At 69.5% G+C, this 15,913-nt stretch carries 9 protein-coding genes; 4 read left to right on the forward strand and 5 right to left on the reverse strand.

The features are described 5' to 3' along the window. Positions 1 to 6: 6 nt before the first annotated feature. The 5 genes from gltB to Q333_RS0100200 all read right to left on the reverse strand — a co-directional run bounded on the left by gltB (position 7) and on the right by Q333_RS0100200 (position 12,016). Positions 7 to 4,530 (reverse strand): glutamate synthase large subunit, encoded by a 4,524-nt coding sequence (gene gltB, locus Q333_RS0100180; protein WP_029414723.1) that lies wholly within the window; start codon positions 4,528 to 4,530, stop codon positions 7 to 9. Continuing rightward, positions 4,527 to 5,957: an NAD(P)-dependent oxidoreductase gene (locus Q333_RS0100185; protein WP_029414724.1), complete on the reverse strand. Its 1,431-nt coding sequence runs from the start codon at positions 5,955 to 5,957 to the stop codon at positions 4,527 to 4,529. The genes gltB and Q333_RS0100185 overlap by 4 nt, the downstream gene beginning before the upstream one ends. Positions 5,958 to 6,063: 106 nt before the next feature. Next, entirely contained in the window at positions 6,064 to 7,506 is a 1,443-nt protein-coding gene (locus Q333_RS0100190; RefSeq protein WP_029414725.1) for an efflux transporter outer membrane subunit, read from the reverse strand. Then, on the reverse strand, positions 7,503 to 10,790 hold the full coding sequence (locus Q333_RS0100195; protein WP_029414726.1) for an efflux RND transporter permease subunit: 3,288 nt from the start codon (positions 10,788 to 10,790) through the stop codon (positions 7,503 to 7,505). The genes Q333_RS0100190 and Q333_RS0100195 overlap by 4 nt, the downstream gene beginning before the upstream one ends. A gap of 11 nt (positions 10,791 to 10,801) precedes the next feature. Then, positions 10,802 to 12,016 carry an efflux RND transporter periplasmic adaptor subunit gene (locus tag Q333_RS0100200; protein ID WP_029414727.1) on the reverse strand — a complete coding sequence of 405 codons (1,215 nt, stop codon included), beginning with the start codon at positions 12,014 to 12,016 and terminating at the stop codon, positions 10,802 to 10,804. Positions 12,017 to 12,207: 191 nt separating this feature from the next. On the opposite strand from Q333_RS0100200, the gene Q333_RS0100205 reads away from it, so the two are divergent. From Q333_RS0100205 to ilvC, 4 genes are all read left to right on the forward strand, one after another. Continuing rightward, entirely contained in the window at positions 12,208 to 12,777 is a 570-nt protein-coding gene (locus Q333_RS0100205; RefSeq protein WP_245591442.1) for a TetR/AcrR family transcriptional regulator, read from the forward strand. 125 nt (positions 12,778 to 12,902) lie between these two features. Continuing rightward, entirely contained in the window at positions 12,903 to 13,055 is a 153-nt protein-coding gene (locus tag Q333_RS17475) for a hypothetical protein (RefSeq protein WP_157072318.1), read from the forward strand. A 96-nt stretch (positions 13,056 to 13,151) separates the two neighbouring features. Further along, positions 13,152 to 14,879: a dihydroxy-acid dehydratase gene (gene ilvD / locus Q333_RS0100215; RefSeq protein ID WP_029414729.1), complete on the forward strand. Its 1,728-nt coding sequence runs from the start codon at positions 13,152 to 13,154 to the stop codon at positions 14,877 to 14,879. Positions 14,880 to 14,882: 3 nt separating this feature from the next. Further along, complete coding sequence (ilvC, locus tag Q333_RS0100220; protein ID WP_029414730.1) at positions 14,883 to 15,893, forward strand: ketol-acid reductoisomerase; 1,011 nt, start codon at positions 14,883 to 14,885, stop codon at positions 15,891 to 15,893. The last annotated feature ends 20 nt before the right edge of the window (positions 15,894 to 15,913 follow it).

A 15,913-nucleotide genomic window follows, 5' to 3' on the forward strand; every position in this document is an offset into this window, starting at 1 on the left:
GACGGATCATGCGGGGACGGCTTCTCCCTGGTCAAGCTTGCGCTCGGCCTCGGCGACCGGGGTCGGCACGATGCGGACGAACCGCTTCAGGCTGTCGCCCCAGGCCCCCAGAAGCCGCCGCGCCAGAGGCGATCCCGTCGCCGCCAGATGCGCCTCGATCAGGGCCTTCAGCCGTCCCGCCGCTGCTTCGGTGACCGGCCCGAAGGAGGCCAGGTCGCCATTCAGCGCCAGTCCTGTGCGGCCGGCTTCGTCCAGCACGAACAGTTCGCCGCCGGACATGCCCGCCGCCAGGTTCCAGCCGACCGGACCAAGGATCGCGACCCGACCGCCGGTCATGTATTCGCAGGCGTGGGCGCCGGCTCCCTCGACCACGGCCTGCGCGCCCGAGTTCCGCACCGCGAACCGCTCGCCCGCGCTGCCCGCTACGAACAGCCGTCCGGACGTCGCGCCATACAGGGTCGTGTTGCCGATGGCGGGCTGGTGCTCGCGCCACTCGATGGGCTTGACCACGATGTCGGCGCCGGACAGGCCCTTGCCGACATAGTCGTTGGCCTCGCCCGTCAGCTCCAGCTTCAGCCCCTTGGCCCCGAAGGCGCCGAAGGACTGACCGGCCGAACCCACCAGCTTCAGCGTCAGCACGCCTGTCGGACCCGTTGGCCCCCAGCGGCGCACGATGGCCGAGCTGATCCCCGCCCCGATCGTGCGCATGACGTTGGAGATCGGGTAGCTGAGCTCCGACGTCTGGCCCCGGTCGAGGAAGGCCCAGGCGTCGTTCAGGATGCGCGCGTCCAGCGTCGGCGGGACCTCGGCGCGGCCCTTTTCGGCCCAGGCCTTCTTCTCGGCGGCCTCGACGCGGACCAGCAGAGGGTTGAGATCGAGGTCATCCAGATGCGAGCCGCCGCGCCGGACCTGGCGCAACAGGTCGGTGCGCCCGACGATCTCGTCCAGGGTCCGCGCGCCCAGTGAGGCCAGGATCTCGCGCACCTCCTCGGCGATGAAGCTGAACAGGTTCACGACCTTGTCGGCCGTGCCGGTGAACTTCTCGCGCAGACGCGGGTCCTGGGAGCAGACGCCGACCGGACAGGTGTTGGAGTGGCACTGGCGCACCATCAGACAGCCCATGGCGATCAGGCTGGCCGTGCCGATGTTGAACTCCTCCGCGCCCAGGATGGCGGCGACGACGATGTCTCGGCCCGTCCGCATGCCGCCGTCGGCGCGGACGACGACGTGGCTGCGCAGGTTGTTCAGGCTGAGCACCTGATGGGTCTCGGCCAGGCCGATTTCCCACGGCAGGCCCGCGTGCTTGATCGAGGACTGGGGCGAGGCGCCCGTGCCGCCGTTGTGGCCGGCGATCAGGATGCAGTCGGCCTTGGCCTTGGCGACGCCAGACGCGATGGCGCCGATGCCGGAGGCCGAGACCAGCTTCGCCGTCACCCGGGCGTCCGGGTTGATCGACTTCAGGTCGTAGATCAGCTGGGCCAGGTCCTCGATCGAATAGATGTCGTGGTGCGGCGGCGGACTGATCAAGGTCGTCCCGGGTGTCGAATGCCGCATCCGGGCGATGAACTCGGTGACCTTGAAGCCGGGCAGCTGACCGCCCTCGCCGGGCTTGGCGCCTTGGGCGATCTTGATCTCGATCTCGCGGCACTGGTTCAGATACTCGGCCGTGACGCCGAAGCGGCCCGACGCGATCTGCTTGACCGCCGAGTTCATGTTGTCGCCGTCCGGGCGCGTGGCGTACCGCTCCGGATCCTCGCCGCCTTCGCCCGAGACGCTGCGCGCGCCGATCCGGTTCATGGCGACGTTGAGCACGCCGTGGGCCTCGGGGCTGAGCGCGCCCAGGCTCATGCCCGGCGTCAGGAAGCGGCGGCGGATGTCAGAGACGCTCTCGACCTCATGGATTGGGACCGGCGTCAGGCCTTCCTTCCAGTCCAGCAGGTCGCGCGGGGCCAGATCGGGCTGCTCGCGCACGGCCTCGGAGTACTGCTTGAAGCGGCGGTAGTCGCCACGATTGCAGGCGTCCTGCAGCAGGTGGATCGTCCGAGCCTCGTTGGCGTGGGCCTCGCCGCCCGCGCGGATGCGGAAGAAGCCGCCCATGGCCGGGGTCGGCGTCGCCTCGGTCCAGGCCAGGGCATGGCGGGTCATGGCCGCCTTCTCCAGACCCGCCAGGCCGATGCCGGAAATGCGCGACGGGGCGCCGGGGAAGAACTCGGCCGTGACGGCGCGGCTGAGGCCCAGCACCTCGAACTCGCAGCCGCCACGATAGGCGGAGATGACGCTGATGCCCTTGCGCGCCAGGGTCTTCATCAGCCCCGCCTCGATGCCGGCCTTGTAGTTCAGGCAGGCGTCGCGGAGCGACAGGCCGGGGTAGGCGCCGCGATCCAGCCGCTCCTGGAACATCTCCTGCGCCAGCCAGGCGTTGACGGCGGTGGCGCCGACGCCGACCAGAACGGCGAACCCGTGGGGGTCCAGCACCTCGGCCGAGCGCACGACGATGGAGACGAAACTGCGCAGTCCCGTGTCGGTCAGTCTCTTGTGCACCGCCGCGGTTGCCAGGATCATCGGGATGGTGATGCGGGTCTCGGACGCGCGTTCGTCGGTCAGCACCACGAGCCCTGAGCCGCCCCGGACGGCCGCTTCGGCTTCCGCCTGAATGCGGTCCAGCGCCGCGCGCAAACCAGCGCCCGCCCGATCTTCGGACGCTGGCAGAGGATAGGAGCAGTCGATGACGACGGTGGAACCCGCGCCCACAACATCCAGCATCCGCTCATACATGCCGGTCGTCAGGACCGGGCTGTCCAGCACGAAGACGTTCGTCTGGGCCTCTTCCTCGGCCAGGATGTTGCCCAGGTTCTTGAACCGGGTCTTCAGACTCATGGCCCCGGCTTCGCGCAAAGGGTCGATCGGCGGGTTTGTGACCTGGGAGAAGTTCTGGCGGAAGTAGTGGGCCAGCGGGCGTGGCAGGGCCGACAGCACCGCCGGCGGGGCGTCGTCGCCCATCGAGCCGACCGCCTCCTTGCCTTCCTTGATCAGGGGATCGAGCAGCAGATCGAGGTCTTCGCGCGAGTATCCCGCCGCGATCTGGCGGCGCGTCAGGGCCTCGCCGGTGGCGGCGCGGGGCTCGGGTCCGGGGCCGATCAGGGGCTCCAGATCGACCATGTTCTCCAGCCACTCCGTATAGGGATGGTCGGCGGCCAGGGCGTCGATGGCCTGGGCCTCGTCCAGCACCACGCCAGTCTTGAGGTCGGCGACGATCATGCGGCCGGGGCCGATGGGCAGACGGCGCTTGATGCGGGATTCCGGCAGGCCCGCCAGACCCGCTTCAGAGCCTGCGAGCAACAGGCCGTCGTGGGTCTCCATGGCGCGAAGAGGGCGCAAGCCGTTCCTGTCCTTGCCCGCGACGATCCAGCGGCCGTCGGTGGCGCAGATGGCGGCGGGACCGTCCCACGGCTCCATCACGGCGTTGCAGTAGGCGTAGAGCGCCCGATGCTCGGCCTTCATCAGGCCCTCGTCCTTGGCCCAGGCCTCGGGGATGAGCAGAGCCTTGGCCATGGGCGCGGGCCGGCCGGCGCGAACCAGCACCTCGAAGACGTTGTCCAGCGAGGCGGAGTCCGACCCGCCCGCCTGGACCACCGGCTTCACGTCCTCGCCGTGATCGCCAAAGGCCGTGGCGGCCATGCGGATTTCGTGGCTCCGCATCCAGTTCAGATTGCCCTTCAGCGTGTTGATCTCGCCGTTGTGGGCCAGCATGCGGAACGGCTGGGCGAGGCGCCATTCCGGGAAGGTGTTGGTCGAATACCGCTGGTGGAAGATGGCGTAAGCCGCCTCGAAGCGTGGATCGAGCAGGTCGGGATAGAGCCGATCCAGCAGCTCGGCCCGAACCATGCCCTTGTAGATCAGCGACCGCGACGACAGCGAACAGACGTAGAAGCCGGGCACGGCCTCGGCCGTGATCGCCTTCTCAATGCGGCGGCGGACCAGATAGAGCTCGCGCTCCAGTACCTCCCCAGAATCGTCCCGGCCGTCGATCAGATCGGCGGGACAGGCCAGCATGATCTGCTCGATCTCGGGCCGGGTTGCGTCGGCCTTGGAGCCCACGACCGACAGATCGATCGGCGTCTGGCGCCAGCCGTAGATATAGAAGCCGGCCCGCAGCACCTCGGTCTCGACGATCGCGCGGGCGCGGTCCTGGGCGCCCAGATCGGTGCGCGGCAGGAAGACCTGGCCGATGGCGATAGGGCCGGGCCGCAGGCTCTGGCCGATGGTGCGGACCTGTTCGGCGAAGAATCCTTGCGGCGCCTCGACCATCAGGCCCGCGCCGTCGCCCGACAGGCCGTCGGGATCGACCGCGCCGCGGTGGGCGACGTTCTTCAGGGACTTGATGGCGAGTTCGACCACCTCGCGGCGCGGCTTGCCGTCGATGGCGGCGACGAGACCCACGCCGCAGGCATCGCGCTCGGATGAGGGGTCATAGGCGTGGGCGTCGATCAGCCGGGCGCGATCCGCCTCGTATTGTGTCAGCCAGCTCATGCCGCGACCTCCTGCGTGCGGGCGCGGAGGTAGCGGTCGATCTCGGCGGCGGCGTCCTGACCGTCCTTCACGGCCCAGACGACGAGTGAGGCGCCGCGCACGGCGTCTCCCGCCGCGAAGACCCCCGGCAGGCTGGTGGCGCTGCTGCGGCCCGCGACCTTCAGCGTGCCCCAGTCGGTCAGGGCCAGGTCCGGGTCGTGGGCGGCGAAGGCCTCGGGTTCGAAGCCGAGAGCCTCGATCACCATGTCCGCCTTGACGTCGAAGTCGGCGCCGGGGACCGGCACGATCTCGCGGCGCTTGCCGAACTCGGGCTCGGACAGGGCCATGCGGGCGGCGCGGACGGCGGTCACGGCCTCGCCCTTGGACATCAGGGCCTTGGGCGCGGCCAGCCATTCGAAGACGACGCCCTCTTCCTCAGCGTTGGCGACCTCGCGGGCCGAGCCCGGCATGTTCTCGCGGTCGCGGCGATAGAGGCAGGTGACCGACTTGGCTCCTTGGCGGACGGCGGTGCGGACGCAGTCCATGGCCGTGTCGCCGCCGCCGACGACCACGACCTCGCGGCCCTCGGCGGTGTGCCAGTCGGCCCCGGCGGCGTCGCCCAGGTCGCGGCGGTTCTGGTGGATCAGGAAGTCGAGCGCGGCGACCGTGTCGCCGGGCCCCGCGCCCGGGACCTGCAAGGCCCGCGCCTGATAGACGCCGAAGGCCAGCAGCACGGCGTCGTGCCGTTCCCGCAGTTCCGCCAGGGTCACATCGCGTCCGACCTCGCAGCCGGTGACGAAGACCACGCCTCCGTCGACCAGGCGGTCGATGCGGCGCTGGACGATGCGCTTCTCCAGCTTGAAGCCGGGGATGCCGTAGATCAGCAGACCGCCGGGCCGGTCATGCCGGTCGTAGACGGTGACGGCGTAGCCCTGCTCGCGCAGGCGGTCGGCGGCGGCGAGCCCTGCCGGCCCCGCGCCGACGATGCCGACGCTCTCGCCACGTTCATGGGCCGGATGGATCGGCTCGACCCAGCCGTTGTCGAAGGCCGTGTCGCCGATGAAGGCCTCGACTGAGCCGATGGTCACGGCCTCCCAGCCGGACTGGTTGAGCGTGCAGGAGCCTTCGCACAGCCGGTCCTGCGGACAGATGCGGCCGCAGATCTCGGGCATGGTCGAGGTCGCCGACGCGACGCGCCAGGCCTCGCGCAGATCGTCCTCGGCGGTCAGGTTCAGCCAGTCGGGAATGTTGTTCTGAAGCGGGCAGGCGTTCTGGCAGAAGGGCACGCCGCAGTCGGTGCATCGTCCGGCCTGGGTCTCCAGCGCCTCGGCCGTCGGCTTGACGATGATCTCGCCGAAATCGCGCACGCGGGCGGTCGCGTCCGCCTTGGGCAGGCGGCGCGGTTGGACGACGAAGCCTTGCGGCTCGGAGGGGCCCTTTTGCTGCATGGCAGCATTTAACGACAAGCAGGGCCGCCAGCGCAAATGATTTCCCATCCACGCGACATTCAGGCCCGTCAGGGCATGAAATATGCTTCGATGCCCCTTTACGAGGTCAGGCTTCCCAACCTCCGGCCAGAGCCTTGAACAAGGCGATCTGGTAGGTCGTGACGAGGGCTTCCGATTGCGCCAGCGTGGCCTCGGCCGCGGCTTCGGTGCGTTCGGCGTCGAGAACCGAAAGGAAGCTGTCGGCCCCGGCGTCGAACCGCAGGCGGGCCAGGCGCGCGGCCTCGGCGGCCTGGTCGCGGGCCTCGGTCAGGGCTGAGCGGCGGTCCAGCTCGTTGGCGTAGTTGGTCAGCGCCGTCTCGGTTTCCTGGAGCGCCAGGAGAACGGTCTGGTCGAAGGTGGCGAGCGCCACGTCGGTGTTGGCCTCCGCCCGGTTGACCCGTCCCTGGGCAACGCCGGGGTTGGTGTAGGACCAGGTCAGCAGCGGTCCCAGGCTGAAGCGGAAGTTGTCCTCGTCGCCCAGGTCGCCGATGTCGAGCGCGGTGGCGCCCAAAGAGCCGCCAAGCGTGATGCGGGGATAGAGATTGGCCACCGCCACATTGACCCGCGCCGCCGCCGCGATCAGTCGACGTTCGGCTTCGTGCACGTCGGGGCGACGAGCCAGCAGCGCCGCGCCGTCGCCGACGGGGATAGGCTGGGACAGCTGGGGCGGGCGGGTGCAGGCGCGGGCGGCCTCGCTGGCTTCGGCGGGCGTGCGGCCGGTCAGGGTGGCGAGGCGGAACAGGGCCCCGTCCCTCTGGGCGCGAAGCGTGGGCAACTGGGCGCGGGTGGAGGCCAGCTGGGACTGGGCGCGCGCGACATCGAGACCCGACCCTGCTCCCCCATCCAGAAGACGCTGGGTCAGGTCGGCCGTGCGGCCTTGCAGCGAGATGGTCCGTTCGGCGACCGCGATCTGGGCGTTGGCGGAACAGGCGTCGGCATAGGCGCGGGCGGTCTCGGCCGCGACGATGATCTGGACCGTGCGCATGGCGGCCTCGGCGGCCTCGGCGTCGGCGCGGGCGGCGCGGATCGCGGCCGAGACGCGGCCGAACAGGTCGACCTCATAGCTGGTCTCCAGCCCCACGTCGTAGGTCTCAAGCTCTTCCTGCGTCCCGCCCGGACCCTGGCCGGGCGGGATCGAGCCGGCCGACTGACGGCTGTAGGTGCCCGATGCCGTGGCGCTGAGGGTCGGCAGGCGACCGCCGCGCGTCTCGCTCAGCGTCGCGCGCACCGAGCGGACGTTGGCGATGGCGGCTTCCAGCTCGTTGTTCTCGGCGAAGGCCTGTTCGATCAGACTATCGAGCACCGGATCGTCGTACAGCCGCCACCAGTCGTCGCGTGCCTCGGCCGTCTGGACGGCGCCGTTGGCGGTCCCGATCGGCGTGCTCACGAAGGCGCTTGACGCCGAGGGGGGGAGAGGGGCGTCAGGCGCCTTCGGCCCGACCGCGCAGGCCGCCAACAGGGCGGTGGCGGCGACCGCGGTCAGGAGGGGGGTGATCTTGGAGCGGATCATGCGGCGTCTCCCTGGCGCGGCGCGCCGAGCGCAGGCGCGGGTCCAGGCTGGGTGATGGAGGACGGTCCAGCGAAGTCGCCCTCGCCGTGGCCGCCAGGCGTCGGCGGCTTCTTCTTCGCGCCCTGCGGCAGCCGCTTCGCCAGCGCCCGGGTGATCACGTAGAAGACCGGTGTGAAGACGAGGCCGAACAGGGTCACGCCTAGCATGCCGAAGAAGACGGCGGCGCCGAGCGAGCGGCTCATCTCCGCCCCCGGACCGGTCGCCAGCACCAGGGGCAGCACCCCAAGCACGAAGGCGAAGGAGGTCATCAGGATCGGGCGCAGGCGGATGCGGGCGGCCTCGACGGCGGCATCCCGGGTGTCCAGCCCGTGATCGTCCTCGGCCTGTTTGGCGAACTCCACGATCAGGATGGCGTTCTTGGCGGCGAGCGCGATCAGCACGATCAGGCCCACCTGCACCAGGATGTTGTTGTCGAGCCCGAGTGCGTTCACCCCCAGCATGGCGGCGAGCAGACAGAGCGGCACGATCAGCAGCACCGCCAGCGGCAGGGTGAAGGCCTCGTACTGGGCGGCGAGCACCAGGAAGACCATCAGCACGGCGACGATGAAGATGGGGGCCGCGCCCCCGGCCGCCGCCTTCTCCTGCAGCGCCAGCTCGGTCCATTCGTAGCTGAAGCCCGGCGGCAGAACCTGTCCGGCCATCTGCTCCATGTGGGCCAGGGCCTGACCGGATGAGACGCCCGGGGCTGCTGAACCCTGAAGCTCGGACGCGGTGAACAGGTTGTAGCGCACCACGCGGGCCGGGCCGGATTCCTCCTTCAGCGTCGCCAGCGAACCGATGGGGACCATGGCGCCAGACGACGCACGGACCTTCAGATTGGCGATGTCGGCCAGGTCGTCGCGATAGGCGGGCTCGGCCTGGGCGGTCACCCGGAAGGTGCGGCCCAGCAGGTTGAAGTCGTTGACGTAGGACGAGCCGAGATAGACGCCCAGCGTGTTGAATACGTCGTTGGGCTGCACCCCCATCATCAGGGCGCGGTCGCGGTCGACGTCGGCGGTCACGCGCGGCGAGCCGGTGTTGTAGAGCGAGAACACCTGCTGCACCCGATCCGGCGTCTGGGCCGCCGCGCCCATCATGGCGAAGGTGGCCCCCTCCAGCGCGCCGTAGCCGGCGGACTGGCGGTCCTGGATCATCATCTTGAAGCCGTTGCCGTTGCCCAGACCCTGAACCGCCGGCGGGGCGATGACGAAGATGTTGGCCCCCTGGATGCCCTGGGACGCGCCGGTGATGGCCCCGGCCAGAGCCACGGCCGCCGTCTCTCGCGTGGTGCGATACTTGAAGTCGTCCAGCCGCACGAAGATGGTCGCGGCGTTGGAGCCGAACGAGAAGCTGGAGCCGTCCAGGCCGGCGAAGGCCACGGTGCCGTCAACGCCTTCCGTCGACTTCATGATGTCGGCGGCCTGCGTCATGATCGCTTGGGTGCGGTCCAGAGACGACCCGGCCGGCAGCTGGATGACGCCGATCAGATAGCCCTGGTCCTGTTCCGGAATGAAGCCGGACGGAGTGTCGATCAGACGCCAGGCGGTCAGGGCCAGCATGCCGACATAGACGGCCAGCACCAGGCCGATGACCCGCACCGCGCGGGCGGTGAAGCGGCCGTACTTGTTCGACAGCCATTCGAAGCCGCGGTTGAACTGACGTCCCGCCCAGCCGGCCCAATAGGGAATCTCGCGCCAGCCGCCGCGCCGGGCGGTGGCCTCGTCGTGGGGCTGGTGATGGCGCAGCAGCACCGCCGACATGGCCGGCGACAGCGTCAGCGACACGAACAGCGAGATCACCGAGGCGGCCGCGATGGTCACGGCGAACTGGCGATAGAAGATGCCCGGAATGCCCGGCACGAACATGGTCGGCACGAACACGGCGACCAGCACCAGGCCGATGGCGATCAGGGCGCCCGAGACCTCCTGCATCGACTTGTAGGCGGCCTCCTTCGGACTGAGGCCCTGGCGCAGATACCGTTCGACGTTCTCGACCACGACGATGGCGTCGTCGACCACGATGCCGACGGCCAGAACCAGGCCGAACAGCGACAGCGAGTTGATCGAATAGCCGAGGCCCAGCAGCACCGCGAAGGTGCCGACCAGAGAGACAGGAATAGCCACGATCGGGATGATCGCCGCGCGCCAGCTCTGCAGGAAGATGAGCACCACCAGCACGACCAGGGCCACGGCCTCGATCAGGGTGGTCTGGAGCTTCTCGACCGACTTGGCGACGAATTCCGTGGGGTTGTAGGGGACGCTGATCTCCATGCCCTGGGGCAGTTCAGCGCGGATGGCCTCGACCTCGGCCAGCACGCGGTCAGCGGTGCCCAGAGCATTCGATCCCGGCTGCTGCAGGATGGCCATGCCGACCCCGCGCTCGCCGTCGAAGAAGCCGCGGATGCCGTAGTCCTGAGCCCCCAGCTCGACGCGGGCCACGTCGCGGATGCGGGTGACGGCGCCGGTCGTGGGATCGGTCCGGATGACGATGTCGGCGAACTGTTCGGGGTCGGACAGGCGGCCCTGGACCTGGATCGGCTGCTGGAAGGCCGCCGCATTGGTGGCGAACGGCGGCTGGCCGATGGAGCCGGCGGCGGCCTGGACGTTCTGAGCCTGAAGCGCGGCGGTGATGTCGGTGGCGTTCAGCCCGCGCGCGGCGGCCTTGCTCGGATCGATCCAGATCCGCATCGAATAGTTGCCGCCGCCGAACACCTGAACGGCGCCCACACCCTCGAGCCGCAACAGTCGGTCGCGCAGATTGGCGTTGGCGTAGTTGCCGACATAGTCGTTGGACAGGACTCCGTCCGGCGAGGTCAGACCGATGACCATCAGGAAGCTGGTGGTCTGCTTGTTCACGACCACGCCGACCTGGCGCACCTGCTCGGGCAGGCGAGGTTCGGCGAGCGCCACCCGGTTCTGGACCAGCACCTGGGCCTGATCCAGGTCCGTGCCCGGCTGGAAGGTCACGGTGATGGCCACCGCCCCGTCCGACGTCGAGGACGACGTCAGATAGAGCATGTTCTCAACGCCGTTCACCTCCTGCTCGATCGGGGCGGCGACGGTCTCGGCCAGGGTCTCGGCCGAGGCGCCGGGATAGGCGGTGTTGATGGTGATCGTCGGCGGCGCGATCTCCGGATACTGCGACAGGGGCAGCAGCGGATAGGCGAAGACGCCCACGAGGGTGATGAAGACCGACAGGACGGCCGCGAAGATCGGCCTGTCGATGAAGAAGCGCGAGATGTTCATCGATCAGGCCTTCAGTCGCCGGAAACGGTGGACTGCGTCAGCGCGCCGGCCGAGGTGCCGGTGGCGGCGGGCGGCGCGGTGGTCACCGGGGCCTGTTCCGGGCGGGCCTGGCGCTGGATGCGGCCGTTGGTCGGCTGGACCTTCATGCCGGGCATGGCGCGTTGCAGGCCGTCGATGATGATGCGGTCGGTCGGCCGGATGCCCGAGCGGATGACGCGCAGACCATCGACGAGCGGCCCCAGCTGAACGGGCGTCGGCGTGACCGTGCCGTCGGCGTTGACGACCATGACCACGCGGCGCGCCTGATCGGTCGCCACGGCGCTATCGGGCACCAGGAGGGCGTCATAGGCGCCGGCCCCGGCGACCCGGCCTTGGGCGAACATGCCGGGCTTCAAGAACCCGTCGGCGTTGGGGATGATGGCGCGGGCGCGGATGGTTCCGGACGCCGGATCGACGGCGTTGTCGGTGAAGTCGAGCGTGCCCGAGCGGGTGAACTCGGCCTCGTCCTGCAAGCGCACGCGCACCGGCGCCGAGCGGCCCGCGCGGGCGTCGCGCTGATACTTGAGCAGCAGGGCTTCGGACGCCTCGAACACGAAATAGATCGGCGAGGAGGAGACGATGGTCGTCAGCACGTCCGCCTGTGACGAGCCGCCGGCGACCAGATTGCCCGGATCGACGCGGCGGTCGGACACGCGGCCCGACGCCGGAGCGACGACGCGGGTGAACTCCAGGTCCAGCGCGCGGGCGCGGACGTTGGCTTGGGCGGACGCGACGGCGGCCTCCGCCTGTTCGACGGCGCCGCGGTTGGTGTCGACTTCCGACTGGCTGACGGCCTGGCTGGCCAGCAACCCCTCGGAGCGGGTCAGATTGGTGCGGGCCAGCGCCAACTGCGCCTCGGCCTGGCTCAGCGCCGCCCGGGCGGCGGCCAGCTGCGCCTGGGCCGGACGGGGGTCGAGCGTGAACAGAAGCTGGCCGCGCCGCACGAAGTCGCCATCGCGGAAGTGGACGGCCTGAACGAAGCCGCCGACGCGGGCGCGCACCTCGACCTGGCTGGTCGCCTCGAACCGGCCGGTGAAATCGTCCCAATCGACCACGCGCTCGGCCAACGGCACGGCGACCGTGACCGGTGCGGCGGGGGGCGGACCTTGCGCCTCCGAACGTTGCGAACAGCCGTAAAGCGCGCCCGTCAGAAGGACGGACACGGCCAGAATCTTCAGCCCGCGCATGCGCGCAATCTCCCTGTCGGAGCGATTTCCCTGTCAGGCACCGACCCAATCTACCGGGGGGTGGTCAACGCCTGTTGACTTAGATGCGGCGAACCCTCACGCTTGTCAACACGTGGTGACATCGTCATATCGGGATAACAGCAAGACAGGACCTGAACGCCGCAGATTCGGGCCTCCACTGGGAGATCACATTGGGTTTCGCCGCCGTCTGCCCTCGCCCTCGCAACGCCGCCGCCACGCGCACCGCCATCCTGGACGCGGCAGCGAAACGATTCGCGGCCGAGAGCTACGAGCAGGTGGGCATGCGCGACATCGCCCGCGACGTCGGCGTCGATCCGGCCCTGATCTCCCGCTACTTCGGATCGAAGGAAGAACTGTTTCGCGCGGTTTTGGACGACTGCGACGGCGACGAGCTGATGGACGGCGACCGCGCAACCTTCGGCGAGCGCATGGCCGATGACCTGGTCTATGGCCCGGCCAAGGACGAGGATCTGGCCTGGCTGCTGATCATGCTGAAATCCGCGGGCTCGCCCAAGGCCGCCGAGATCGTGCAGCAGGCGGCGATCGAAGGATTCTACCAGCCCTTCACCGAATGGCTTGGCGGAGAGGATGCGCCGATCCGGGCGCGGGTCATCGCGGGCATCCTGATGGGGATCGCGGTCGGCCGCGACCTGTCCGGCGGCATGAAGCTGTCGCCCGAGGAATGCGAACGGATGAAGGCTCTGCTCGCGCCCATGCTCCAGCAGTTGGTGGACGGCTGAGACCCGTCTCGGGTTGAAATTGCCACAGCGGGCGCTCGGATGCCCCGTTTTGGAACATTCTTCCAATTTGCCCTTGTGCGGCGCAGCGATGTCTGGCCTTATGGGCGGGCAGCAAGGAGCCGGCCGTGAGCCAGTCGACCCGTCACACCCCGAACGCCCGCACGGCTCGCGCCGTCGCGGCTTCGCGAGTCCAGACCGTTTCGATCGCCCTGAACACCCTCATTCTCACCGTACTTCTTGGCCTGCTCGCCGGAGCGGCGTGGACGCTGACGACCTGAACCCAACCAAAACAGGATCGCCCGCAGCCACCCGCTCCCGAAAGGAAGCGGGTTTTTTGTTGCGCGCGGTCCGGAAAAGCCACCGGACCCGATTTCGTGACGACGCAAGATTTCACCTCCAGCCCCCGGCACCGCAGCGCGGTGGTCACGCGCGGTCCCAACCGGGCGGCGGCCCGCAGCTATCTGCGCGCGGCGGGCATGCAGGACGCCGACTTCGACAAGCCGATGATCGCGGTGGTCAACACCTGGTCGTCGGTCACGCCCTGCAACATGCACCTGGACCGGCTGGCCGCGGATGTGCGCGCAGGCATCCGGGCGGCGGGCGGATATCCGGTCGATTTCAACACCATCGTCGTGACCGACGGGATCTCCATGGGGACGCCGGGGATGAAGGCGTCGCTGATCAGCCGGGAAGTCGTCGCCGACTCCATCGAGCTGGCGGTGCAGGGGCACCAGCTGGACGGCGTGGTCTGCATCGTCGGCTGCGACAAGACCATCCCGGCGGCGGCCATGGCCTTGGCGCGCATGGATATTCCGGGCCTGGTCTACTACGGCGGCACCATCCTGCCGGGCGTGGTCGGCGGGCGCGAGGTCTCCATTCAGGAGGTGTTCGAGGCCATCGGCGCGCATGGCGCGGGAACGCTGGACGACGACGGCCTGAAGGCGGTCGAGAGCGCGGCCTGTCCCGGCGCCGGGGCCTGCGGCGGTCAGTTCACCGCCAACACCATGGCCATGGCCCTGTCGGTCATGGGCCTGTCGCCGATGGGGGCCAACGACGTGCCCGCCGTCGATCCGGCGAAGGCGGGGGAGGGCGAACGTTGCGGCCGCCTGATCGTGGAGCGGGTCTTCGCCGGCGACACGGCCCGCAAATACATCACCCGCGCCAGCCTGAAGAACGCCGCCGCCGCCGTCTCCGCCTCGGGCGGATCGACCAACGCCGTGCTGCACCTGACCGCGATCGCGGCGGAGGCCGGGATCGCCTTTGGGGTCGAGGACATGAACGCGGCCTGCGAGGCCACGCCGGTCATCTGCGACCTGAAGCCCGGCGGGCGCTTCCTGGCCAGCCACCTGTACGCGGCCGGCGGCACGCGCTTGGTGACCCAGCGTCTGGCCGAGGCGGGCAAGATCACCAACACCCCGACCGTCTCGGGCCGCAGCCTGTTCGCCGAGGCCGCCGAAGCCGAGGCCGCGCCGGGCCAGCAGGTCGTATCCACGATCGCCGAGCCCTTCAGCCCGCGCGGCTCCTACGCCGTGATCTATGGCGACGTCGCCCCCGACGGCGCCGTTATCAAGCTGACCGGCCACAAGGTCGACCGCTTCGAAGGCCCGGCCTGCGTCTTCGACAGTGAGGAAGACGCCTTCCATGCGGTGCAGGACGGCTCGGTGGGCGAGGGCGACGTGATCGTCATCCGCTACGAAGGGCCCCAGGGCGGCCCCGGCATGCGCGAGATGCTGCAGGTGACCGCCGCCCTGAAGGGCCGGGGCGTCCACAACGTCGCCCTGATCACCGACGGGCGGTTCTCAGGCGCCAGCTATGGCTTCGTCGCGGGCCATGTGTCGCCGGAAGCGGCGGCGGGCGGGCCCATCGCCCTGATCCGCGACGGCGACCGCATCACCATCGACGTCACGAACCGCCGGATCGACGTCGCGGCCGACCTGGCCTCGCGCCGCGCAGGCCACGTCCAGCCGCCGCTGAAGGCCGCCACGGGCGTCTTCGCCAAGTATCGCGCCACCGTGGCCTCGGCCGCGCAAGGCGCCGTGACCATCCCCAACCCGCCGCCCGCTCAAGTCCGGGCCGACAACCGTCAGACCGAGGAAGCCTGAGCCATGCAGATCTACACCAACGACGACATCCGACCGGGCGCCATCGCCGGTCAGCGCATCGCCATCATCGGTTATGGCTCCCAGGGCCGCGCCCATGCCCGGAACCTGAAGGACAGCGGCCACGACGTGATCGCCGGGGTCCGTCACGGCGGCAAGGGCTGGCGGAACGCCACCGCCGACGGCATCGCCACGGCCGAGCCCGCGGACGCGGTCAAGGGGGCGGACATCATCGCCATCCTGACGCCCGACATGGCCCAGGCGGCGATCTACAAGGAGACGATCGAGCCCCACGCCAAGAAGGGCTCCGCCATCCTGTTCGCCCACGGCTTCTCGATCCTGTACGGCCGGGTCCAGCCGCGTAAGGACATGGACGTCATCCTGGTCGCGCCCAAGGGGCCGGGCGATCTGGTTCGCCGGGAATACGTGCGTGGGCGCGGCGTGCCCGCCCTGTTCGCCGTCGAGCAGGACGCGACCGGCAAGGCGCGCGACCGGGCCATGGGCTATGCCAAGGGCATCGGCGGGGCCACGGGCGGCCTGCTGGAAACCACTTTCAAGGAAGAGACCGAGACCGACCTGTTCGGCGAACAGGCCGTCCTGTGCGGCGGGGCCAAGGAGCTGGTCATGGGCGGCTTCACCACCCTGGTCGAGGCCGGCTACCAGCCCGAGATCGCCTACTTCGAGTGCATGCACGAGCTGAAGCTGATCGTGGACCTGTTCTACGAGGGCGGCGTCACCAAGATGAACGAGTTCATCTCCGAGACGGCCAAGTGGGGCTCGGTCTCGTCTGGTCCGCGCGTCATCAACGGCGAGACGCGCGCCCGGATGAAGGAAATCCTGACCGAGATCCAGGACGGCACCTTCGCCCGCGAATGGATCGCCGAGAACGAGGCGGGCAAGGGCGCCTACGACGCCCTGGTCAAGGCCGACGGCGAGCATCTGATCGAGTCGGTCGGAGCGTCCCTGCGTGAACGCATGGCCTGGCTGCATGCGCCCAAGACGGCCGAAGCGGCCTGAGCCGAAAGCGTAACGAGTGA

It is taken from the genome of Brevundimonas bacteroides DSM 4726 (genome assembly GCF_000701445.1).
Classification (GTDB): domain Bacteria; phylum Pseudomonadota; class Alphaproteobacteria; order Caulobacterales; family Caulobacteraceae; genus Brevundimonas; species Brevundimonas bacteroides.

Excerpts from the sequence above, each read along its gene's own strand:
- Q333_RS0100185 (WP_029414724.1), bottom strand. The coding sequence starts at position 5,957 with ATGCAGCAAAAGGGCCCCTCCGAGCCGCAAGGCTTCGTCGTCCAACCG.
- Q333_RS0100190 (WP_029414725.1), bottom strand. The coding sequence starts at position 7,506 with ATGATCCGCTCCAAGATCACCCCCCTCCTGACCGCGGTCGCCGCCACC.
- Q333_RS0100200 (WP_029414727.1), bottom strand. The coding sequence starts at position 12,016 with ATGCGCGGGCTGAAGATTCTGGCCGTGTCCGTCCTTCTGACGGGCGCG.
- Q333_RS0100195 (WP_029414726.1), bottom strand. The coding sequence starts at position 10,790 with ATGAACATCTCGCGCTTCTTCATCGACAGGCCGATCTTCGCGGCCGTC.
- gltB (WP_029414723.1), bottom strand. The coding sequence starts at position 4,530 with ATGAGCTGGCTGACACAATACGAGGCGGATCGCGCCCGGCTGATCGAC.
- ilvC (WP_029414730.1), top strand. The coding sequence starts at position 14,883 with ATGCAGATCTACACCAACGACGACATCCGACCGGGCGCCATCGCCGGT.